Raw genomic sequence first — 20492 nt, 5'->3', positions numbered from 1 at the left:
GCCGCTGTACTTTGGCGGCGAGGCCGCGACCGTAGCTAAGTGCTCGGGCGTTGCGGACCTGAAGCCCAGTTAGGAGCAAGGTGCGCAGACTTGGCGTTCTTTGGGGGACAGCTAGCCTAGCGCAAGGCATTGTCGGCGTACTTTGCCGACGAGGCCTTGTGCGTAGCTAGATGCTCCCCCGTTGCCAAGTCGTAGCCCAGTTTAGGCCCGCGACTGCTGCCTGGGTTTGATTGGCAACTGCTTTCTAATCTCGTTTACACGGTACAAAAAAATCTCGACCGACAACTTCTGTCAGCCGAGATTTTTCTTGTACCCTTATTCCACTGCCGCTTCGGTATTGCCGAGGCGCCGCCGGTCGAGCCACTTGCGCAGCTCTTCGATCAGGAAGATCGGAATTGGGATCATGAACAGGAAGACCCAATCGTCCCCTTGCAGGACGGTGGTGTTAAAGAGTTCTTGCACCCCTGGCGTCATGGTCAGGAAGGCGAACAGGATGACTTCAAAGAAGATCCCGTACCAGACGCGGCGGTTGGAGAACAGCCCCACCTTGAAGACCGAGGCGGTCTTGGTCCGGCAGTTCAACGCGTTGGCAATCTGGGAGAAGACGATGGCGCCCAGGACCATGGTCGTCGCACGGGCGTAGACCTGCCCGGACGATGCCAGGGCGATGCTTGGCCAGCCGTTTTGCGCGTTGACGAAGAAGTAGGCAAACGTTGACACGGCCGAGCTGATCAGGCCGTACCAGAGGAAGGCTTTCCAGACCACGCCTTTGTTCAGCAGATGCGCGTTCTTGGCGCGCGGCGGCTGCTTCATGATGCCCGGCTCCGCTTTTTCAGAGCCTAGTCCCAGCGCCGGCAGCATGTCCGTGCCCAAATCGACGGTCAGGATCTGCATGATGGTCATCGGCAGCGGGATCAGGCCGCCGGAGAACAGGAACAGAGCGGACGGCACCGCTTCTGGCACGTTGGAGGTCAGAATGTAGGTCAGGAACTTCTGCAGGTTCGAGTAGACGGTCCGGCCTTCCTCGATGGCGGCCACGATGGAGGCGAAGTTGTCGTCGGTCAGGATCATGTCGGCGGCATCCTTGGCCACGTCGGTCCCGGTCACACCCATGGCGACCCCGATGTCGGCCTTCTTCAGGGCCGGGGCATCGTTGACACCATCGCCGGTGGAAGCGACGATCTCGCCGTTTTTCTGTAGCGTCGAGACGATCTTGTACTTCTGCTCAGGCGCGACGCGGGCGAAAATGATCTCACCCTTCAAGGCGTCCTGCAGTTCGGGCTCGGTCATGGCCTCAAGCTCGGTGCCGGTCACGACGCGGGCCTTGTCGGAGGTCAGGCCGATCTTAACGGCGATCGACTTGGCGGTCAAAGATGAGTCCCCGGTGACCATGATGATCTTGATGTTGGCTTCGTGGCACTTGCGCACCGCCTCGTAGATCTCGGGGCGCGGCGGGTCGGCCATGACGGTCAGCCCAACGAAGGTCAGGTGGTTTTCCGCCGTTTCGATGGTCATGTTGGCAAGCTGCTCATCGCGGTCCGCCGCTACGGGGATCAGGTGGTAGGCGGCGGCCAGTGAACGCAGGCCCAGCTTGGCGTACTTCGTGTTGGCGACGTCGATGGCGCGGCGGTCGTCTTCGGTGATCGGGCGGACCTTGCCGTCAACTTGAATGGTGTCGCACTGGTGCACAATGTCGGACAGGGAGCCCTTGACGCACACGGTCAGGTTCTTCTCGTCATTTTGGTGCACGGTGCTCATGCGCTTGCGGTCGGAGTCAAACGGGAACTCCTTCAGCCGCGGGGTGGCCTTGGTGGCCGCGTCCAGGTCGAAGCCGGCCTTTTCCGCAAGAATGACGAGCGAGGCTTCGGTTGGCGTGCCGAGGATCTTCGGTGCGCCCGTGTCCTTGTCCTGCTGGACCTGGGTGTCATTGTTCAAAGAGGAGATGCGGATCAGCGCGTCCAGCTCGGGTTCGTCTTCCAGCGCGATCTTCTGGCCGTTGAGCTCAATGTGGCCGTTGTTGACGTAGCCCTGGCCCGTGACCTTGTACTCCTTGCTGCGGGTCCAGACGTGGTTAACGGTCATCTGGTTCTGCGTCAGCGTGCCGGTTTTATCCGAGCAGATGACGGTGGTTTCACCCAGCGTTTCGACCGAGTTCAAGTCCTTGACCAGCGCGTGCTTCTTGGCCATGCGGGTCACGCCTTGCGCGAGGCTCAGCGACACAGTCGGCAGCAGGCCTTCCGGAATGAAGGCGACGATCATGCCCAGCGCGAAGATGAAGGCCTTGGCGGCAGGGTAGTGCACGAAGAAAATCGACGCAATGAAAAACGCGACGCCGATGCCGATGGCAATGATCGAAATCTGCCGGGTCAGGTGATCCAGCTCGATGGCCAGCGGACTCTTGACCTTCTTTTGCTGCTGGGTCAACGCGGCGATCTTGCCGAACTCCGTGTTCATGCCGGTGGCGATGGCGACCGCCTTACCGGTGCCGGCACCGATCGTGGTGCCGGCGTAGATCAGGTTGCTTTCGGCAAATTGGCCCTCGCCGGGGTCGTACTTGACGAACTTGGATTCCGGCACGGATTCACCGGTCAGCGCGCTTTGGTCGACCTGCATGGAGGTCGCCTCGATCAGGCGGGCGTCAACGGGGATCGAGTTGCCGGCTTGCAGCATGAAGACGTCGCCGGGCACCAGCTCGGTCGCGTTTTTCTGCTGCAGCTTGCCGTCGCGGAACACCTGGGTGTACGTAGGCAGCATTGCCATCAACGAGTCCGTCGCCTTCTTGGCCTGGAACTGTTGCCAGTAGCTGAACAGCCCGTTGATGATATCGACTAACCAAATCGCGATCCCCAGTTCCATGGTCCCGGAGATCATCGCCACCAACCCGGAGACCCACAGCAGGATCGCCATGAGGCTGCCGAAGTTTTTAATGAAAGCCTTGAACTGAGACTCGCCCTTGGCGTGGCTGATCGTGTTATCCCCGTACTGGCTGAGCCGCTTTTGGGCCTCAGCCTCGGTCAGGCCGGTGGCAGTGGTGCTGAGGTCGCTGAGGACCTTATCCGAAGACTCGGTTGCATACTGCGCTTTCTTTTCTGTTGCAGACATATTCTTCTAACCTCCACGTTTCGACTAGCGCCGAAAAAATGGCCCGGCGATGCCGGACACCCCAAACTTTGACGACTTGATCGTCGCCTGGTTATAGAGACATTCTAACGCTTTGGCGCAAGGACAACACCCCTTTTTAGCGTTTGTCCGGCGCGCTTGTACGCGTGTACACAAAACGCCAGTCGACTGGCCGTGGGCGGCCGCGCTGGCGTTGTGAGTAAATGAGAAAACGATTAATTTTCGTGGATGAGGTCGCGCAGTTCGCCGATCAAGTCGTTCGGGTGCCGCGTCGCGCGGGCCACGGTCTTGATGTTCAGCAGGTCCTTGTCGGTCAGGTTATGGGAGATCGAGTTCTTCCCGTACGAGCCGGTGCCCAGCGTGAGCGACGGGGTCAGGCGGTTGAACAACCCGCCGATGCCGCCGAGGGACGCCGGTGAATTCACCAGGATCCGGCAGGCGGGCATCATCTCGCCAAACGCTGCGATCACGTGCTCGTCTTGGGTGTGCAGGGCGGCGGTGTGGCCCAGGCCGCCGTAGTTCAGCAGGCCGCGGCAAAGGTCAAACGCGCTGGCCTGGTCATTGGCGATGTACATGCCCAAGACCGGGCACAGCTTCTCGCCGGACAGCGGGAAGTTCTGGCCGATCCCGTCCAGTTTGGCGATCAGCAGCTTGGTGCCCTTGGGAACCGGGATGCCGGCAAGCTTGGCGATCTTCTCGGCGCTTTGGCCAGCGACCGGGCCGCGAACAGTGTGGCGCGCCGGATCGATGACGGCGGCGCTCAGCTTGGCGATGTCCGCTTCCGGCACGAAGTAGGCGCCGCGCTGGCTGAAGGCCTTGCGCACGGCCGGGTAAATCGCCCGGTCGATGACGATGCTGTTCTCCGAGGCGCAGACCATGGAATTGTCGAAGGACTTACTTAATAGGATGTCGTTGACCGCGGCGTCAATGTCCGCACTCTTTTCAATGTAGGCCGGCGCGTTGCCGGGGCCCACGCCCAGCGCGGGCTTGCCGGTGGAGTAGGCCGCCTTGACCAGGCTCGGGCCGCCGGTGGCCAACACCAGCGCGACGCCTTGGTGGTTCATCAAAGCGCTTGAGGCCTCAATGCTGGGGTGCTGGATGCACTGGATCAACCCGGCCGGGGCGCCGGCCTTGACCGCGGCTGCTTCAAGCAACTTGACGGTGGCCTGGCCGCACTGCTGCGCCTGCGGGTGCAGGCCGAAGATGATGGCGTTGCGGGTCTTGAGCGCCAAGATGGCCTTGAAGATGACGGTGGACGTCGGGTTGGTGACCGGGGTCACGCCGGCGAGGATGCCGAGCGGTTCGGCGTACTTGGTCAGGCCGTTTTGCCGGTCCTCTTCGATCATGCCGACGGTGCGGTCGTTTTTGATCGCGTTCCAGATGTACTGACTCGCGTAGATGTTCTTGATGGCCTTGTCTTCCGCATTGCCGCGGCCGGTTTCCTTCCACGCCAGGAAGGCGAGGTCCTTGGCGTGCGCCCGCGCCGCGGCGACGACGGCGGCCGTCACGCGGTCCACCTGGGCCTGGTCGAACTGAGAATAGGTGTTGAACGCCAGCTGGGCGCTTGCGACCAGCTTATTCACCGCCGCTTGGGGATCATTTGCCGGCCGGGCTGCGACCTGCTTCATTGCCATAACATTTGCCATGATTTCACATCTCCATGTCTAAGTTACCCTCAGCATACCGCCCTGAAAGCAAATGTAAACCGCATGAAAACATGGTGTAACAGCGCTTGGCGGGTGTTTCGACCGGGCCATTGGCAACGCGGCTGCCGGCCCACTGGCCCGGCGATCTGTGCATTTTTTCACGAACAAAAGCTGGCCGATGGAATCGAATACATTTGAACTGTATTGGTACAGAAAATTATTTTCGCGAAACAGGCCGCGCAAATGGCCCCTCTGGTCGGACGGCCCGGCGTGGTATAATGAGTCGATAATCAAAAATGGAGGACAGGCAATGCAGGATTTTGTCAACAACATACTGCGCTGGTCGACGCTGACCAATCTGATCGACATCCTGGTCGTCTGGTACGTGGTCTACCGCCTGATCATGCTGGTGCGCGGCACCAAGGCCGTGCAACTGCTCAAGGGCGTCTTGGTGATCGTGGTCATCAAGGCGGTCTCCTTGGTCCTGCAGCTGCACACCGTCGGGTACATGGTCGACATGATCATTACTTGGTCGGTGCCCGCGCTGGTCATTATTTTTCAGCCGGAGATCCGGCGCGGCCTGGAGCACCTCGGCCGCGGCTCGATCCTGCCGTGGACCAAAAATGACGAGCACCAGCAGGAAGAGCGCCTGATCAAGGAGCTCGACAAGGCGATCCAGTACATGAGCAAGCGCCGCATCGGGGCCTTGATCACCATTCAGCAGAACACTGGGCTGGAGGATTACATCGAAACGGGGATCCCGATCGATGCGGACGTCTCCGGCGAACTGCTGATCAACATCTTCATCCCCAACACCCCGCTGCACGACGGGGCGGTCATCATTCGGGACAACCGCATCGCGGTGGCCGCGGCGTACCTGCCGCTGTCGGAAAGCAACCTGATCCCTAAGGAGCTGGGGACCCGGCACCGCGCTGCGGTCGGCATCAGCGAAGTGACCGACGCGTTGACCATCGTCATCTCCGAGGAAACCGGCGGGGTGACGGTGACGACGAACAACCACTTGATCCGCGATTTGGCCCGCGAGGATTACCTGAAGCTGCTGCGGGCGCAGCTGATCCCGCAGGAGACCCCCAAGCAAGGCAAAGTGCAGACGTTCTTCTCCGATTTGAAGCGTAAGGGAGGGACCAAGCGATGAAATTTAATTTTAGTAAGATCTGGGACAGCAAGTGGGTCTACCGCGTGCTTGCCCTGGTGCTGGCCATCGCCCTGTTCGCCTACGTGAACGCCGAGCAGATCAACCGGACCCCGGGCGGCGGCACGAACGGCTCGGCCGTGACCGCCACGGCCAAGCGGACGCTGAAGGTCCCGCTGGAGCTGAAGGCCAACACGGACCAGTACTTCATCACGGGCTATCCGCAGAAGGTCTCCGTGGAGGTCGAAGGCAGCGCCAGCCTGGTGACGGTCACCGCCAACACCCTGAACTTCCGCGTGATCGCGGATCTGTCCGGGTTGGGCGTCGGCACGCACACCGTGCAGCTCAAGGAGCAGGGCATTAACCGCGATCTGACTTACACCATTAAGCCCAAGACGATCAAGGTCAAGATCCAGGACCGCCGGACGCGCAAGATGCCGATCCAGGTCAAGTACAACTCTGACAGCCTCGCGCCCGGCTACGTGGCGGACACCGCCCAGCTGGGCACGGAGACGGCCGACGTCACCGGCGCCAAGGGCGAGATCAACCGCGTCTACCAAGTGGTGGCCAACCTGGTCATGAGCCGCAACACCCGCACCGCAGTGGACCAAGAGGTGCTGCTGCAGGCGCTGGACGAAGACGGCAACACGCTGAACGTGGTGATCACGCCGGCGACGGTGCACGTTCGCCTGCCGGTCAGCCTGCCAAGCAAAAAGGTGGCCGTGGCGCTCAAGCAAACGGGCACCGTTCCGCACGGCACCAGTTACACCTTGAACACGACGACAACTAGTGCGACGATTTATGGCAGCCGCGCCGATCTGAAGAAGATCGACACGCTGACCGTGCCGATCGACGTGTCGAAGATCTCCAAGAGCACCAGCGTGACCGTGCGGCTGAGTGCGGCGGCGCAGGGGATCGTCTCGAGCGATCCGCGCACCATTCGGGTCCAAGTCACCATGCGCACCGATCCGACCTCTAACGGGACGGCCGGCAGCGTCAGCTCCAGTTCCAGCAGTTCGGCATCGGCAAGCAGCGCTGCCGCTGATGATTAAACAAAAAATAGAGAAATGAGGCATTTGGCATGACGAAGTATTTTGGCACTGATGGCGTGCGGGGGATCGCGAACCGGGAGTTGAGCCCGGAGCTGGCGTTCCGCTTAGGCCGCTGCGGCGGGTACGTGTTGACCCAGCATTCGAAGGACGCGGCGAAAAAGCCGCTGGTCCTGGTCGCGCGCGACACCCGGGCATCCGGTGAGATGCTCGCGGAATCCCTGATCTCCGGGCTGCTGTCCGTCGGCATCGAGGTGCTGTCGCTGGGCGTCATCACTACGCCGGCGGTCGCTTACCTGATCAAGGTGCAAAGCGCCGACGCCGGGATCCAGATTTCCGCCAGCCACAACCCGGCTGAGGATAACGGCATCAAGTTCTTCGGGCCGGACGGCTACAAGCTGTCCGATGAAACCGAAGACGAGATCGAAGCCCTCCTGGACGCGCCGGAAGACACCCTGCCGCGGCCTGCCGCAGAAGGCCTGGGCCACGTCAACGATTACCCAGAAGGTGCGCTGAAGTACACCCAGTTTCTCGAGCAGACCCTGGCCGATGACCTGGGCGGCATCCACGTCGCGCTAGACGCGGCCAACGGGGCCACCAGCGGTCTGGTGGCGCGGCTGTTTGCCGACCTGGACACCGAGTTTGACACCATGGCGACGCACCCGGACGGCATCAACATCAACAAGGGCGTCGGCTCCACCCACCCGGAGGCCTTGGCCAAGTTTGTCGTGGAAAAGGGCGCTCAGGCCGGGCTCGCCTTCGACGGCGACGGCGACCGCTGCATTGCCGTTGACGAGAAGGGCCAGATCGTTGACGGGGACAAGATCATGTTCATCCTCGCCAGCTACATGAAGAGCAACGGCCGCCTCAAACAGGACACCGTGGTCACCACCGTGATGTCCAACCTGGGGATGTACAAGGCCCTGGAAGCACATGACATGAAGTCGGTGCAGACGGCGGTCGGCGATCGCCACGTGTCCGAGGAAATGCGCGCGCACGGCTACAACATCGGCGGCGAGCAGAGCGGCCACGTGATCCTCTTTGACTACCACAACACCGGCGATGGCATGCTGACGGGGATTCAGCTGCTGAACGTCATGAAGCAGACGGGCAAGCCGCTGTCCGAGCTGGCGGCGCCGGTTCACACCTACCCGCAAAAGCTGGTCAACGTGAAGGTCAAGGACAAGAACAACTGGCAAGCCTACCCGGCGATCCAGGCCGCCATTGACACCGTCGAAAAGGAAATGGCCGGCGACGGCCGCGTGCTGGTGCGCCCTAGCGGCACCGAGGCGCTGCTGCGGGTCATGGCCGAGGCGAAGACGCCGGAGCTGGTCAACCAGTACGTCGACCAGATCGTGGCGGTCGTGGAGACCGAAATGGGCGGCGAAGCGTAAGCGTGGTGCCTGCTGCCTGAAAGTTGAAAAAGTGCGTTGCCGATCGCGGCAGCGCACTTTTTCATTGTGTTGGCCCCAACGTCACGGCAAAATGTCTATACCAATATTATTAAGAAGACCTATACCACTTTAAAAAATAATTGACATTAAGGCCGGCAAAGCACTATATTTGTTCACATACCAAAGAGCCTAACAACCAATGTTAGGCTCATACCAATAAAGAGAATGGATGTGGAAGTATGTGTGGAATTGTCGGGGTTATCGGTAAGGCGGACGCAACGCAGGTGCTGCTTAATGGGCTTTCGAAACTGGAGTATCGCGGCTACGATTCGGCCGGACTCTACGTGAACGACGGCCAAGGGCAGGATCACCTGATCAAGCGGGTCGGGCGGATCAGCGCCCTGACCGCCGCCGTTGACGGCTCGGTGCATGGCGTCATGGGCATCGGCCACACCCGCTGGGCGACTAATGGTAAGCCGACCGTAGCCAACGCCCATCCGCACGTCTCCAGCGACGAGCGCTTCTACCTGGTGCACAACGGCGTGATCACAAACGCCGCCGCGCTGCGGGCCAAGTACCTGAGCAACGTGGCGTTTGCCAGCGAAACCGACACCGAGGTGGTCGTTCAGCTCGTGGCCGCCTTTGCGCGCGACGGCCTTGCCGCCCGCGCCGCCTTCGCCAAGACGCTGGGCCTCTTGGAAGGCTCCTACGCCTTTGCGCTGGCCGACCGCACCGACGCCAATCACCTGTACGTCGCCAAAAACAAGAGCCCGCTGCTGATCGGCAAGGGCGAAGGGTTCAACGTGGTCGCCTCCGACGCGCTGGCGATGCTCAAGGAAACCGACCAGTTCGTCGAGCTCAACGACGGCGAGCTGGTCACGTTGACCAAGGACACCATTGCGATCACGGACGCTGCCGGTCGCCCCGTGGACCGCGCACCGATCACCGTCAAGATCGACGCCGGCGACGCGGAAAAGGGCCCGTTCCCGTACTACATGCTCAAGGAGATCACCGAGCAGCCGGCGGTCATGCGGCGCCTGCTCAGCCGCTACGTGGATGCCGACGCGAAGCCGCAGTTTGACGCTGCCCTGCTCAAGGCCCTGGCTTCGGCCGACCGGCTGTACATCGTGGCGGCCGGTACCAGCTACCACGCCGGGCTCGTCGGGCAAAGCCTGTTCGAGCAGCTGGCCGGCGTGCCGACCCAGGCCGCCTTGGCCTCGGAGTTCGGCTACCACATGCCGCTGCTGTCCGCCAAGCCAATGTTCATCTTCCTGACGCAAAGCGGCGAGACCGCCGACATTCGCCAAGTGCTGGTGAACGTCAAGGCCGCCGGGTACCCGACCTTGACGCTGACCAACGTGATCACCTCCACGCTGGCGCGCGAGGCCGACTACGCGGTCGACCTGGCGGCGGGCCCGGAGATCGCCGTGGCCTCAACGAAGGCCTACACGGCGCAAGTTGCCGTCGAGGCGCTGCTGGCCGCGGCCCTGGGCCAGTTCAAACAAGTGCCCGCGGCGGCCAAGTCTGACGTCGCCCACGCCTTAAGTCTGGCGGCGGCCGGCCAGCAGGCGCTGATCGACCAGCAGGCCAAGCTGCACGCCTTGGCCACGGCGCTGTTTGCCAAGACGCGCAACGCGTTTTTCATCGGCCGGGGCACCGACTACTTCGTCAGCCTGGAAGCGGCGCTGAAGCTCAAGGAAATCTCCTACGTGCAGGCCGAAGGGTTTGCCGCCGGGGAGCTCAAGCACGGCACGATCGCACTGATCGAGCAAGACACGCCGGTCGTGGCGTTCATCACCGACCCCAAGACGGCCGCCCGCACCCGCAGCAACGCCGAGGAGGTCGAGGCCCGCGGCGCGAAGGTGCTGCGCATCGCCGCCGCCAGCTTGGCCCAGCCCGAAGACCAGCTGATCGTGGATGACCTGCCGGCACTGCTAACGCCTTTGCTCACGATCATTCCCGGCCAGCTGCTGGCCTACTTCACGAGCCTGGACCGCGGCTACGACGTGGACCGGCCGCGCAACCTGGCCAAGTCCGTCACCGTGGAATAACGCTGGCGCCACGAAAAAAGCAGGCCCCCGCCTCGCCGATGGCGAAGGGGGGCCTGCTTTTTTGCGCATGAGGCAAGGCTACCGCGGCGCGAGGAAGTTGTGGCTTTCCAGTGCCGTTTCCGAGTAGTCATCCGCAGGGGCGAACCCGTGGCCCAGCAGGTCGTTGATGTAAAGCCGGTTGTAAATGAACGAGAAGATCAGGCCCACGATCGCGCCGCCGAAGCCGAAGGTCGGCAGGCCGAGCACGATGGTGATGATCAGCAGGATGAAGAACCATTTCCAGTCGCCGCGCACGAGGGGCACCAGGCAGCCGAAAAAGAAGGTGGTCCAGGAAAAACCGATTTTGGCCTGTTTGATCTGGCGGGTGGCAGGATTGGTGAGATTGATTTTCATTTTAATTTTCCTCGATTGGGGTGAGTGACTGGGGTCATGCTAGGCGAAGGCCGGCGGCAGGTACGGCCGGCTGAGCGTGATGAAGGTCTGCGCGTCCGCGGCGGCTAGGTCGATGCCCTGCTGCCAAAAGGCGGGCTGGCTGAGATCGACGCCGAGGTGCTTTTGGGCCAGTGCCTCGGTGGACATGTTGGCGGTGTCCTTGAGCAGGGCGATGTAGTCGTCCTCAAAACTGCCGCCCGCCGCCTTGGCCTTGGCGTAGATGCCACTGGAGAACAGGTAGCCAAACGTGTACGGGAAGTTGTAGAAGGACACGTCGTCGATGAAGAAGTGCAGCTTGTTGGCCCAGTACAGCGGGTCAAACGAGCTGAGCGAACCGGCGTAGGCTTCTTCTTGCGCGCTTTGCATCATGGCCTGCAGCTGCGCGGCGGTCACCGTGCCGCTTTCGCGGGCGTCGTAGAACTTGCGCTCGAACAGGTAGCGGGCGTGGATGTTCAGCAGCATGGCGATGGGGTTGCTCATCTTGGCGTCCAGCAGGTTCAGCTTTTCCTCCGGGGAGGTCGCCTGCTGCACGGTGGCGTCGGCGACCACCATTTCGGCGAAGGTCGAGGCCGTCTCGGCCACGTTCATCGCGTAGTCGCGGCGCATCTCGGGGTAGTCCTTCAGGATGCTGGCGTGAAAAGCGTGGCCGAGCTCGTGGGCGATGGTGGAAACGCCGGCAGCCGAACCGTCAAAGGTCATGAAGATCCGGCTCTCCTTGACGTCCGGCACCTCGGTCATGTAGCCGCCGGCGATCTTGCCGGGGCGGTCCTCGGCCTCGATCCAGCCGTGTTCAAAAGCGTGCTGGGCAAACGTCGCCATTTTCGGGGAGAACTTGCGGAAGTTCTCGATGATGAACGCGGCGGCCTCGTCAAACGAGTAAACCTTGGGCGTGAAGCCGCCCAGGGCGACCGGCGCCCACTGGTCCTGCCAGGCCATCTTGGCCTTGCCCATCAGGTGGGCCTTTTGGTCGAGGTAGGCGGCAAACGGCGCCTTGTTGCGCGCGACCGTGGCCCACATCTGGTCCACGGTGGCCGCCTGCATGCGGTTTTGGCGCAGCGGCACGTACAGGTAGTTCGGGTAGTGGTGCGCGCGGTAGTTGGTCAGCCGAAAGCCGTCCAGGTGGTTCAGCGCGTCGGCGAAAAGCTGGGCGTGAGCGGCCCACGTCTTTTCCCAGACCGCGAAGACCTGCGCGCGGTTTTCCGCCTTGAGGTCGCCTTCAAAGTGGTTCTGCGCCTGGCCGGCGGAAAGCTGCAGTTGCTTGCCGTCCAGGGTGACGTCAAAGTGCAGGGCGGCCGACAGGTTGTCGTAGTGCTCGCTCCAGCCGTGGAAGCCGTCGATGGCCAGCTGGTTGATCAGATCCTCGGTGGCGTCGTCCAGCAGGTCCTTGCCCTGCGTGCGCATCTCGGTCAGGCCAAACGCGCTGGGCGCGAGCGCCGGCACCTTGAGCAGGGCGGCAAACGTTGCGTCGGGCAGGGCCACCAGTTTCTTGGTCAGGGCGTTGTCGGCCGCCTGCAGGGCCGTCATCTGCTGCGCCACCTGGCCCAAGACCACGCCGGCCTGGGCGTTCTTGACGTCGGCGGAGTGGATCATGTTGGCGAACGTGCCCACCGTGCTGAGGCCGCTGACCACGTCCTCCCGCAGGGCAAACAGGGTCAAAAACGCGGCAAAGTTGGGGTCTTGGGCCGGCTGCCAGGCCGCGATCTGCGCGGTCAGATCGGCCAGCTCGGCGGTGGCCTGCTTGAGCCGGGCTGTCATCTTGGGCGAGTCGATGCCGCCGGGGAAAATATTGTCCAGTTGCCAATTAATGGGATAAGTCATGCGGTGCCTCCTTGATGATAAGTTGACTTATTATACCGCTTAGCAAGCGGCCCTGGTATGCTAAACTAGGACGTTGGAGGGAGAATCTGCATGCTGAAAAAATACAATTGGCTTTGGCTCGACCTGGCGCTGCTCGTCGTGCTGTTCATCAGCTCGAGCATGCCGTACTACGATCAAAGCCTGGTGCCGGAGCTGAACGCCTGGCTGCCGCCGCACTTCACCTGGGCGTTTTTGAACCACATCGACTTCTACTGGGCGAGCCAGCACGTATCGGTGCAGGCGATGGGGATGGCCGGCTTCACGGAGTTCTTCATTCGCAAGCTGGCACACTTCAGCATCTTCTTCGTGCTGGGCGGCGCGGCGATCTTGGGTCTGCGCACCTTTACCCAGCCGACGTGGCTGCGCGTGCTGCTGGCGTGGCTGGCCTGCGCCGGCGTGGCGGCCTTGGACGAGTTTCACCAGATGCTGACGCAGGACCGCACCCCGCTGTTTCAGGACGTCCTGCTGGACGCGACCGGCGCGCTCGTCGGCATTGCCCTCGTCAGTTTGGTGCTCGCGCTGTGGCGGCGGCGCCGGCGCGTTAGGACGCGTTGAACCCCGGCTTTTTTTTTGCTATACTCAATAGCGTTTATGTCCATACTAATTTTTCGAAAAGAGGGTTTAAGATGTCAGGACATTCCAAGTGGCACAACATCCAGGGCCGTAAGAACGCTCAGGATGCCAAGCGCGGCAAAATTTTCCAGAAAATCTCCCGTGAGCTTTTCATGGCAGCAAAGCAAGGTGGTTCTGACCCTAACAACAACCCTTCGCTACGGTTGGTCATGGATAAGGCCCGCGCCGCGAACATGCCAAAAGATAACATCAAGCGCGCACTCGACAAGGCTGAAGGTGGCGACACCACGCAGTACGACGAAGTGCAGTACGAAGGCTACGGCCCAGCCGGGATCGGCGTGCTCGTTGAAGCGCTGACCGACAACAAGAACCGGACCAGCTCCGACGTGCGCGTGGCCATCACGCGCCACGGCGGCACCATGGCCGGCGCCGGCGCCGTGTCGTACATGTTCAACCGCAAGGGCTACTTCGTGGTCAACCGCGAGGGCCTGGACGTCGACGAAGACCAGATGCTCGAAGCCGTGCTTGAGGCCGGCGCCGAGGACCTGCAGACGTCAGATGACGAGTTTGAGATCTACACCGACCCGAAGGACTTCTCCGTCGTTCGCGACGCGCTTGAAGAACAGGGCTTCCACTTCACGACTTCCGAGCTGACCATGGTGCCTGAAACCACCGTGCCGGTGCCGGAAGACAAGCTGGAGACCTTCCAGAACATGATCGACGCGCTGGAAGACAACGACGATGTGCAGAACGTGTACACCTCCGCTGAATGGCCAGACGAAGACCCAACCAAGTAACCCTAAGCGAATGATTGAACGGCGCCTCGCAGAAAATTTCTGCGGGGCGTTTTGCTGTCTGCGGCGAAATCTCTTTTCGAGGTGAGGCCAATGGAAGCAGAGCTGCTCGCGGTGTTTCAAGCGGCGCAGGCGGCGTTCGCCAGCGACGTGTACTTCCTGCCCAAGCCGGCGGGGGTGAGCGTGCTGGTGCGCACCGCTGCGGGCTGGGCGCCGGGCCGCGAACTTTCCGCCGCGGCGGGGGCAAGCTGGATCCGCGCGCTGAAGTAGGACGCGGGGATGAACGTGGCGGAGACCCGCCGGCCGCAGCTGGGCGCGCTGACCGTGGCGGAGCTGGGGCTGACCCTGCGGCTGAGCACGGTCGGGGACTACCGCAGCCAGGAGGCACTGGTGGCCCGCCTGATCTACGGGGTGCCGCCGCTGGACGAGTGGACGGGGCCCATCGTGGCCCAGCTGGTCGCCGGACTTGCCACCCGGCGGATGCTGGCGCTGTGCGGGCCGACCGGCAGCGGCAAGACCACGCTGCTGTACCAGGTCGCCACCGTGCTGGGGGCCGACCGGATGGTGATGACCATCGAGGACCCGGTGGAGATCGCGGCGCCCGCGTTTTTGCAGCTGCAGGTGAATCCCGAGGCGGGGATGACCTACGCCAGCCTGCTGAAGGCGGCGCTGCGCAAACGGCCGGACGTGCTGGTGATCGGGGAGATCCGCGACTTTGAGACGGCGCAGGCGGCCTGTGAAGCGGCGATCTCCGGCCACCTGGTGCTGACGACGGTGCACGCACAAACGCCCGCCCAGGTGCCGCTGCGGCTGACCGCACTGGGCGTGGCGCCGCCGCTGGTGCAGGCGGCGCTGAAGCTGGGGGCCGCGGTGCGGCTGGTGAGCACGCCGCGCGTGCACCCGGAAGTGACGGTGCTGGCGTACGAGGAGGTGGGGTCATGAAGACCAAACGCCTGCCGCTTGCGGTGCAGCTGGCGGTGTGTGAACAGCTCAGCCAGCTGCTGAGCGCCGGCTTTTCCCTGCGGGCCAGCCTGCAGGTGGTGACGTTGAACTTTGCCGCCCAGGCGGCCGTTTGGCAGGCGGTCGACCAGCGGCTGAGCGGGGGCAGCGGGCTGGCGGCGGGGCTGGCCGCGGTCCATTTTCATCCGCAGATCGTCGCCGCCTTGACGTTGGCGGAGCGCCACGGTCAGCTGGCCCTGGCGCTGCAGGACGCCGCCGCGTTGGTGCGGGTGCAAACGGAGAGCCGCAAGAAGCTGCGCCAGCTGATGATGTACCCGCTGCTGTTGCTCGCGCTGCTCGCGGTGATCCAAACCGTGCTCATGCTGGGGGTGCTGCCGATGCTGGGCGGCGCGCGGTCCCGGTTCGTCCAGCGCGAGCTCTTCGGAGCCGCGGTGTTGGCCGGGCTGGGCCTGGCCCTGTGGCAGTGGCTGCGGCGCCTTGGCGGGGCGCGTCGGGCGCACTTGCTGCTGAAGCTGCCGGGAGTGCGGCAGCTGGCCACGAATTACTACCAGTACCAGTTCGTCAGCGGGCTGGCGCAGTCCTTGGCGGCGGGGCTGCCGCTGGCCAGCTACGTTGCCACCCTCGCCACGCTTGACGCCAGTCCGCTGGCCGGGGTGGGCCGAAGCATCCAGCAGCAGCTGGCGGCCGGCGGCGAGCTGGGCGCCGCGCTGGCCCAGCCGCTGATCTTTCCGCCGGCGCGGGCGCTGCTGCTGCTTGGCCAGCCTGGGCCCCTGGTGCAGGCGGGGATGGCCCTGTTTGCCCGCCAGCTGCTCAAGCAGTTTGAGGACCGCGTCGAGCGCTGGCTGGCCGTGGTGCAGCCGGTGATGTTCATCCTGATCGGGGTGCAGATCGTGCTGATGTACCGCGAATTGCTGCTGCCGCTTTACGACAACATAGGAGGTTTGCCATGAAAAAACGCAAGGCGTTCACCTTGATCGAGGTGCTGGCCGCGCTGGCGTTGATCATCGTGTTGACGCTGACTTTGGTGGTCACCATCCAGGGCCAGGTCCAACAAGCCCAGCGCCGCCAGAGTCAGGCGCTGATCGAAACCACCAACGCCCAGATCACCATTGCCTACGAGCAGCCCGACCGCGTGGTGGCCGAGTTTGCCTCTCCCGCGGAGTTAGTGCGCGCGGGGATCATTTCCGCTAACCAGCAGACGCAGCTGGCGGCCGTTGCGACGTACACCGCCTCGCCGCCTGCTTACCATCTGAAATGAGGCGGGCGTTCACGCTGATCGAAGTGACCGCCGCCTTGGCGGTGTTTGCCGCGATGAGTGGGGCGACGGTGATCATCGGGCAGCGGGTACTGGCGCGGGAGGCCGAGACGCAGTTTTTGACCCAGTTCAAGCGGGACTGGGAGCGCCTGCGCCAGCGCGTGCGGCTGACCGGGTATATCGGCACCATGACCATCGAGGAGGGGGTGGTGACGTTTGCCGACCGCCCCGAAAACGGCACGACGGCTAACCAGTACCGCCTGCCCATTCCGGCGACGCTCACGCTGGCCAAGCAGGGCAGCGGCGACTGGGACACCACCCGGCTCGCCTTCACGTTCACCAGCAAGCCGGCGGTGACGGTCGGCCAGGTCGTGTTCAGGCGGGCCAATGGTAAACTGGTGCGCTTTGCGGTCCTGCTGCAGTGGGGGGTGATGAGACGAACCAATCAATGAGAGCGGCCAGTGCGCTGGCCGAGCACCTCGGCGCGTTGATCGTGACCGGGCTGATCGTGCTGTGGGTGACGCTGCTGGCCCAGCAGTACCAGGTGCAGGTCGCGCCGCTTCAGGCCGCGGTGGCTTCGCGCTACGCCGCCCGCACGGCGCTGGCCGCCCATCCCGGAGTCGGCAAGATCACCATTTGGCTGGCGGAGACGGCGTATCAGGTGACCATCAGGGAAGATGGCACCTTAGTGGAGGTGGCAGGTGAAAAACCAATCTGGTTTGCGTTCAGCGATGACCCTAGCTGAGGTGCTGGTGGCCTTGGCGCTGCTTGCCGGGCTCGTGCTGGTCTGGCGGCCGGTGCTCCGCGGGCTGCGCCGGCTGCCCAGCCTGAATGAGGACATGACCTTGCTGCAGGTGGAAAGCGAGCTTTCGTGGTACATGAGCACGAACGCGACGGTCGAGCACGTCGGCGAAAGCCAGGTGACGTACAGCTCGGCGGCGACCGGCAAGGGATCGCTTTTGGAAGTCCGCACCTCGGCGTCCGGCACCTACCTGCAGGGGTCGTCGGGCAAGTCCGACCGCAATCCCGGGATGGCGCCGCTGATCTACAACGTCAGCAGCATCAAGTTTACCGAGATCACGCCGGGCCGGGTGAAATACGAGCTGAAGCTGATGACCGGGCCACGGCTGACGGGGGTGTTTAATGACAAAACGAAGCGGTAGTGCGCTGCTGTCCGCCATTGTGCTGCTGGCGCTGGTGACGCTGATCAGCAGCGCCGCCTTGCAGCAGTTTGCCGCCTGGCGCGTGGACTACCAGCGCCGGCTGCGCTACGAGGAGCAGCAGTTCAAAGTTGCCTACGCCTGGTGGAACCGCCACCAACCGCAGCCGGCGGGCGCGGATGAGGCGAAGCCCGAATGATAATCCGCTTGAATAACCCCTGAGGCACCGGTAAAATGGTTCTGTACGATTAAAAGGGGGTTGCGGCGTGGCCAACGAGCACATGGAATCACTGTACCAAACGTTAATGCAGGCGGCCGACTTGCTGCATCAGCAGGTCAAGACCAGCTATTTGGAGGCGGCCACTGAGGCCGGCGAGGACCTGACGGCCGGCACGATCAACGTCCAAGACGGAGTGCCGAACCAGGAGACCGTGGCTAAGCTCACCGCGCTGTTTAAGCCGGTGAAGATTACCGACTTCTCCGCGGAAGAGGTGCGCCAGGCGCTGCAGCTGATCTTGGTCAAGGCGATCCGCCTGGATGCCATTGAGCCAAACAAGCAGGTGACGCCAGACGCCATGGCGGAGCTGGCGACCTTCGTGGCCACCACGTTCCTGCCGCAGCCGGCGGCCCTGACGGTGTTTGATCCGGCGGCCGGCACCGGGAACCTGCTGTTTGCCGTGATGAACCAGCTGAAGGCGGCCTTGGCCGTGCCGGTCACAGGCGTGGGCGTCGATAACGACGAGACGCTCTTGGCCTTTGCCGGCATGAGCAGTCAGCTGCAGCAGCTGGACGTGGCCCTGTACCACCAGGACGCCTTGGGGCCACTGGCTGCCACTGACGTTGATCTGGTGGTGTCCGATCTGCCGGTGGGCTACTACCCGCTGGATGAGCGGGCCAAGCAGTTTGCCACGGCGGCTAAAAGCGGTCATTCGTACGCGCACCACCTCATGATCGAGCAGAGCCTGCGGGCGCTGAAGGACGGCGGCCTCGGGCTATTTTTCGTGCCCAGCACCGTGTTTCAGTCGGAGGAGGCGGCCGGCCTGACCGCGTGGCTGACCAGCAGCGCCCATTTCCAGGGCCTGCTGAACCTGCCGCAGTCGCTGTTCGCCAATCCCGCGGCGCAAAAGTCGCTGCTCATTTTGCAAAAACCGGGGGCCCACACCAAGCAGGCCAAGCAGGTGCTGCTGGGGTCCTTCCCGGAATTGTCTGACCGCAAAGCCTTTAGTGAATTCATCGACTCAGTGCGCACCTGGGCCGCTCAAAATTTAGCGTAGGAGAGAGATCAATGCCAAAAATTCTAGCCATCAATGCCGGTAGCTCAACTTTGAAGTGGAAGCTGTTCAACATGCCGGCGGAGCAAGTCATCGCCGAAGGAATGGTGGACCGCATGGGCCTGCCGAACTCCGAGTTCAAGGTCAAGTATGGGGACGGGCAGAAGTACGTCGTCAACCAGGACATCCCAACCGCCGAGCTGGCGGTGGACATGCTGCTGAAGGCGCTGCTGGACCTGAAGATCATCAGCGACTACCAGGAGATCCAGGGCGTCGGCCACCGCATCGTGGCCGGCGGCGAGCGCTTCAAGGAATCCGAGAAGCTGGATGCCGACTCCCTGAAAGAAGTTGAGGCGCTGGCCGAGTACGCACCGCTGCACAATCCGGCAGAGGCGGCAGGGATCAAGGCGTTCATGAAGCTGCTGCCTGGGGTGCCGGAAGTCGGCGTGTTCGACACGTCGTTCCACACCTCGATGCCGAAGATGAACTACCTGTACTCCATCAAGCCGGAGTACTACGAGAAGTTCGGCGCCCGCAAGTACGGCGCGCACGGCACCAGCCACCGCTACGTCTCCCACCGCGCGGCCGAACTCTTGGGCAAGCCGCTGGAAGACCTGCGCATGGTCACCATGCACCTGGGCTCAGGCGTGTCGATCACGGCGGAGAAAGACGGCAAGTCCTTTGACACCTCGATGGGCTTCACACCGCTGGCCGGGGTGACGATGAGCACCCGCAGCGGGGACATCGACGCCTCGCTGGTGGCCTTCCTGATGCAAAAACTGCACATCACTGACCCGGAAAAGATGATCGACATCCTGAACAAGGAGTCCGGAATCTACGCGTTGTCCGGGCTGTCCCCTGACATGCGCGAGCTGGAAAAGACCCGCGGCACGCGGCCGCAGTCGCAGCTGGCGATCGACATCTTCGTCAACCGTATCATCAAGTACGTGGCCGGCTACGTGGCCGAGATGGGCGGCGTGGACGCGCTGGTCTTCACGGCCGGCATGGGCGAAGGCGACATCGTGATGCGCAAGCGGATCATCGACGGCCTGAGCGTCTTTGGCGCCAAGATCGACGACGAGCGCAACAACGTGATGGCCAAGGAGCGCCTGATCTCCAGCGACGATTCCAAGGTCAAGGTGCTGCTGGTGCCGACGAACGAAGAGCTGATGATCGCCCGCGACGTGGTGCGGCTCGGCAAGTAACGCAAAAGCGGCCGCTGGGGCCGCTTTTTGGCAGAAGGGGCGCGTATGTCACTATTTAGTTATCTCTACCTGGCCGTCTTCGCGGTGGCGTTGGCCATTCTGATCACCGTGCGGGTCCGGCTGGTGTTCACCGCGCGGCCGCACCGCTTCTGGCAGTGGTTCTACTGGGCGGCGGCCGCGATGATCGGCGTGTTCACCGTCATCACCAGCCGCAGCCTGGACGACGCCGTCAGCGGCTTTTTCATCACGGGGATGCTCGGGCTGTTTGGGTTCTGGCGCAACGGCCTCACGCGCCAGCAGCTGATCGCCCGCATCGGGGCGCCGCGCGGGCTGAACACGCTCACGGCGCTGCATTTGACCACCCTGCCGGACGGGCTGACCGAGCTTGCCGCGATGGTCGGCAGCGTGACGGTGGCGCGGCTGCGCTTCAAGGCGGCGCCGGCCACCCTCAAGGCCTTTTTGGTGAAGCAAACCGCTCCGGCACGGGTCATCATCGACCGATGAAATGATTTCATGCAAACTTTACTTAGGTGATTCAAACCGCGTCCTCATGGCATTGAGGGCGCGGTTTT

Annotated in this window: 21 protein-coding genes; 17 read left to right on the top strand and 4 right to left on the bottom strand. The window is 62.8% G+C overall.

What is annotated here, in order from left to right; genetic code table 11:
* Nucleotides 1-315 precede the first annotated feature (315 nt).
* Together EKM85_RS08095 and EKM85_RS08090 are read right to left on the bottom strand one after the other, a co-directional pair.
* Nucleotides 316-3102, bottom strand: a complete 2787-nt coding sequence (locus tag EKM85_RS08095; RefSeq protein WP_125585771.1) for a cation-translocating P-type ATPase — start codon at nucleotides 3100-3102, stop codon at nucleotides 316-318.
* 233 nt (nucleotides 3103-3335) lie between these two features.
* Nucleotides 3336-4766 carry an aldehyde dehydrogenase family protein gene (locus EKM85_RS08090; RefSeq protein ID WP_225418964.1) on the bottom strand — a complete coding sequence of 477 codons (1431 nt, stop codon included), beginning with the start codon at nucleotides 4764-4766 and terminating at the stop codon, nucleotides 3336-3338.
* A gap of 310 nt (nucleotides 4767-5076) precedes the next feature.
* On the opposite strand from EKM85_RS08090, the gene cdaA reads away from it, so the two are divergent.
* The 4 genes from cdaA to glmS all read left to right on the top strand — a co-directional run bounded on the left by cdaA (nucleotide 5077) and on the right by glmS (nucleotide 10413).
* Complete coding sequence (gene cdaA, locus EKM85_RS08085; protein ID WP_125585770.1) at nucleotides 5077-5922, top strand: diadenylate cyclase CdaA; 846 nt, start codon at nucleotides 5077-5079, stop codon at nucleotides 5920-5922.
* Entirely contained in the window at nucleotides 5919-6971 is a 1053-nt protein-coding gene (locus EKM85_RS08080; protein ID WP_125585769.1) for a CdaR family protein, read from the top strand. Before cdaA ends, EKM85_RS08080 begins: the two co-directional genes overlap by 4 nt.
* 29 nt (nucleotides 6972-7000) lie before the next feature.
* Complete coding sequence (gene glmM / locus EKM85_RS08075; RefSeq protein ID WP_125585768.1) at nucleotides 7001-8362, top strand: phosphoglucosamine mutase; 1362 nt, start codon at nucleotides 7001-7003, stop codon at nucleotides 8360-8362.
* Nucleotides 8363-8601: 239 nt separating this feature from the next.
* On the top strand, nucleotides 8602-10413 hold the full coding sequence (gene glmS / locus EKM85_RS08070; protein ID WP_125585767.1) for a glutamine--fructose-6-phosphate transaminase (isomerizing): 1812 nt from the start codon (nucleotides 8602-8604) through the stop codon (nucleotides 10411-10413).
* 78 nt (nucleotides 10414-10491) lie between these two features.
* On the opposite strand, the gene EKM85_RS08065 is transcribed toward glmS, so the two are convergent.
* Both EKM85_RS08065 and EKM85_RS08060 read right to left on the bottom strand, forming a co-directional pair.
* Nucleotides 10492-10806 (bottom strand): DUF2628 domain-containing protein, encoded by a 315-nt coding sequence (locus tag EKM85_RS08065; RefSeq protein WP_125585766.1) that lies wholly within the window; start codon nucleotides 10804-10806, stop codon nucleotides 10492-10494.
* A 39-nt stretch (nucleotides 10807-10845) separates the two neighbouring features.
* Nucleotides 10846-12663 (bottom strand): M3 family oligoendopeptidase, encoded by a 1818-nt coding sequence (locus EKM85_RS08060; protein ID WP_125585765.1) that lies wholly within the window; start codon nucleotides 12661-12663, stop codon nucleotides 10846-10848.
* Nucleotides 12664-12753: 90 nt separating this feature from the next.
* Between EKM85_RS08060 and EKM85_RS08055 the strand changes: the two genes are divergently transcribed.
* The 13 genes from EKM85_RS08055 to EKM85_RS08000 all read left to right on the top strand — a co-directional run bounded on the left by EKM85_RS08055 (nucleotide 12754) and on the right by EKM85_RS08000 (nucleotide 20424).
* Nucleotides 12754-13257: a VanZ family protein gene (locus EKM85_RS08055; protein ID WP_125585764.1), complete on the top strand. Its 504-nt coding sequence runs from the start codon at nucleotides 12754-12756 to the stop codon at nucleotides 13255-13257.
* A 71-nt stretch (nucleotides 13258-13328) separates the two neighbouring features.
* Complete coding sequence (locus EKM85_RS08050) at nucleotides 13329-14072, top strand: YebC/PmpR family DNA-binding transcriptional regulator (protein ID WP_125585763.1); 744 nt, start codon at nucleotides 13329-13331, stop codon at nucleotides 14070-14072.
* Nucleotides 14073-14162: 90 nt separating this feature from the next.
* The gene (locus EKM85_RS11585; protein WP_225418963.1) at nucleotides 14163-14339 is read left to right on the top strand and encodes a hypothetical protein; all 177 of its coding nucleotides are present in this window, start codon (nucleotides 14163-14165) and stop codon (nucleotides 14337-14339) included.
* A gap of 9 nt (nucleotides 14340-14348) precedes the next feature.
* Nucleotides 14349-15011 carry an ATPase, T2SS/T4P/T4SS family gene (locus tag EKM85_RS08045; RefSeq protein WP_225418962.1) on the top strand — a complete coding sequence of 221 codons (663 nt, stop codon included), beginning with the start codon at nucleotides 14349-14351 and terminating at the stop codon, nucleotides 15009-15011.
* Nucleotides 15008-15979: a type II secretion system F family protein gene (locus EKM85_RS08040; protein WP_125585762.1), complete on the top strand. Its 972-nt coding sequence runs from the start codon at nucleotides 15008-15010 to the stop codon at nucleotides 15977-15979. Before EKM85_RS08045 ends, EKM85_RS08040 begins: the two co-directional genes overlap by 4 nt.
* Nucleotides 15976-16287: a type II secretion system protein gene (locus EKM85_RS08035; RefSeq protein WP_125585761.1), complete on the top strand. Its 312-nt coding sequence runs from the start codon at nucleotides 15976-15978 to the stop codon at nucleotides 16285-16287. The genes EKM85_RS08040 and EKM85_RS08035 overlap by 4 nt, the downstream gene beginning before the upstream one ends.
* Nucleotides 16284-16736 (top strand): type II secretion system protein, encoded by a 453-nt coding sequence (locus EKM85_RS08030; protein WP_125585760.1) that lies wholly within the window; start codon nucleotides 16284-16286, stop codon nucleotides 16734-16736. The genes EKM85_RS08035 and EKM85_RS08030 overlap by 4 nt, the downstream gene beginning before the upstream one ends.
* A complete protein-coding gene (locus EKM85_RS08025) occupies nucleotides 16733-17029 on the top strand; it encodes a hypothetical protein (RefSeq protein ID WP_125585759.1) in 297 nt (98 codons plus the stop codon). Before EKM85_RS08030 ends, EKM85_RS08025 begins: the two co-directional genes overlap by 4 nt.
* Nucleotides 16986-17447, top strand: coding sequence for a hypothetical protein (locus EKM85_RS08020; RefSeq protein WP_125585758.1), 462 nt, complete (start codon nucleotides 16986-16988; stop codon nucleotides 17445-17447). Before EKM85_RS08025 ends, EKM85_RS08020 begins: the two co-directional genes overlap by 44 nt.
* Nucleotides 17428-17643, top strand: a complete 216-nt coding sequence (locus EKM85_RS08015) for a hypothetical protein (protein WP_125585757.1) — start codon at nucleotides 17428-17430, stop codon at nucleotides 17641-17643. The genes EKM85_RS08020 and EKM85_RS08015 overlap by 20 nt, the downstream gene beginning before the upstream one ends.
* A gap of 67 nt (nucleotides 17644-17710) precedes the next feature.
* Nucleotides 17711-18718, top strand: a complete 1008-nt coding sequence (locus EKM85_RS08010) for a class I SAM-dependent methyltransferase (RefSeq protein ID WP_125585756.1) — start codon at nucleotides 17711-17713, stop codon at nucleotides 18716-18718.
* Between the two features lie 11 nt (nucleotides 18719-18729).
* Nucleotides 18730-19920 (top strand): acetate/propionate family kinase, encoded by a 1191-nt coding sequence (locus EKM85_RS08005; RefSeq protein ID WP_125585755.1) that lies wholly within the window; start codon nucleotides 18730-18732, stop codon nucleotides 19918-19920.
* A 45-nt stretch (nucleotides 19921-19965) separates the two neighbouring features.
* Entirely contained in the window at nucleotides 19966-20424 is a 459-nt protein-coding gene (locus EKM85_RS08000) for a hypothetical protein (RefSeq protein WP_125585754.1), read from the top strand.
* The last annotated feature ends 68 nt before the right edge of the window (nucleotides 20425-20492 follow it).

It is taken from the genome of Lacticaseibacillus jixianensis (assembly GCF_003946485.1).
Classification (GTDB): domain Bacteria; phylum Bacillota; class Bacilli; order Lactobacillales; family Lactobacillaceae; genus Lacticaseibacillus; species Lacticaseibacillus jixianensis.
This window is presented reverse-complemented; position numbering and strand designations above follow the sequence as displayed.

Excerpts from the sequence above, each read along its gene's own strand:
- EKM85_RS08055 (WP_125585764.1), top strand. The coding sequence starts at position 12,754 with ATGCTGAAAAAATACAATTGGCTTTGGCTCGACCTGGCGCTGCTCGTC.
- glmM (WP_125585768.1), top strand. The coding sequence starts at position 7,001 with ATGACGAAGTATTTTGGCACTGATGGCGTGCGGGGGATCGCGAACCGG.
- EKM85_RS08030 (WP_125585760.1), top strand. The coding sequence starts at position 16,284 with ATGAGGCGGGCGTTCACGCTGATCGAAGTGACCGCCGCCTTGGCGGTG.
- EKM85_RS08080 (WP_125585769.1), top strand. The coding sequence starts at position 5,919 with ATGAAATTTAATTTTAGTAAGATCTGGGACAGCAAGTGGGTCTACCGC.
- EKM85_RS08095 (WP_125585771.1), bottom strand. The coding sequence starts at position 3,102 with ATGTCTGCAACAGAAAAGAAAGCGCAGTATGCAACCGAGTCTTCGGAT.
- EKM85_RS08025 (WP_125585759.1), top strand. The coding sequence starts at position 16,733 with ATGAGAGCGGCCAGTGCGCTGGCCGAGCACCTCGGCGCGTTGATCGTG.
- cdaA (WP_125585770.1), top strand. The coding sequence starts at position 5,077 with ATGCAGGATTTTGTCAACAACATACTGCGCTGGTCGACGCTGACCAAT.
- EKM85_RS08015 (WP_125585757.1), top strand. The coding sequence starts at position 17,428 with ATGACAAAACGAAGCGGTAGTGCGCTGCTGTCCGCCATTGTGCTGCTG.
- EKM85_RS08005 (WP_125585755.1), top strand. The coding sequence starts at position 18,730 with ATGCCAAAAATTCTAGCCATCAATGCCGGTAGCTCAACTTTGAAGTGG.
- EKM85_RS08035 (WP_125585761.1), top strand. The coding sequence starts at position 15,976 with ATGAAAAAACGCAAGGCGTTCACCTTGATCGAGGTGCTGGCCGCGCTG.
- glmS (WP_125585767.1), top strand. The coding sequence starts at position 8,602 with ATGTGTGGAATTGTCGGGGTTATCGGTAAGGCGGACGCAACGCAGGTG.
- EKM85_RS08050 (WP_125585763.1), top strand. The coding sequence starts at position 13,329 with ATGTCAGGACATTCCAAGTGGCACAACATCCAGGGCCGTAAGAACGCT.
- EKM85_RS08090 (WP_225418964.1), bottom strand. The coding sequence starts at position 4,766 with ATGGCAAATGTTATGGCAATGAAGCAGGTCGCAGCCCGGCCGGCAAAT.
- EKM85_RS11585 (WP_225418963.1), top strand. The coding sequence starts at position 14,163 with ATGGAAGCAGAGCTGCTCGCGGTGTTTCAAGCGGCGCAGGCGGCGTTC.
- EKM85_RS08000 (WP_125585754.1), top strand. The coding sequence starts at position 19,966 with ATGTCACTATTTAGTTATCTCTACCTGGCCGTCTTCGCGGTGGCGTTG.
- EKM85_RS08045 (WP_225418962.1), top strand. The coding sequence starts at position 14,349 with ATGAACGTGGCGGAGACCCGCCGGCCGCAGCTGGGCGCGCTGACCGTG.
- EKM85_RS08065 (WP_125585766.1), bottom strand. The coding sequence starts at position 10,806 with ATGAAAATCAATCTCACCAATCCTGCCACCCGCCAGATCAAACAGGCC.
- EKM85_RS08060 (WP_125585765.1), bottom strand. The coding sequence starts at position 12,663 with ATGACTTATCCCATTAATTGGCAACTGGACAATATTTTCCCCGGCGGC.
- EKM85_RS08040 (WP_125585762.1), top strand. The coding sequence starts at position 15,008 with ATGAAGACCAAACGCCTGCCGCTTGCGGTGCAGCTGGCGGTGTGTGAA.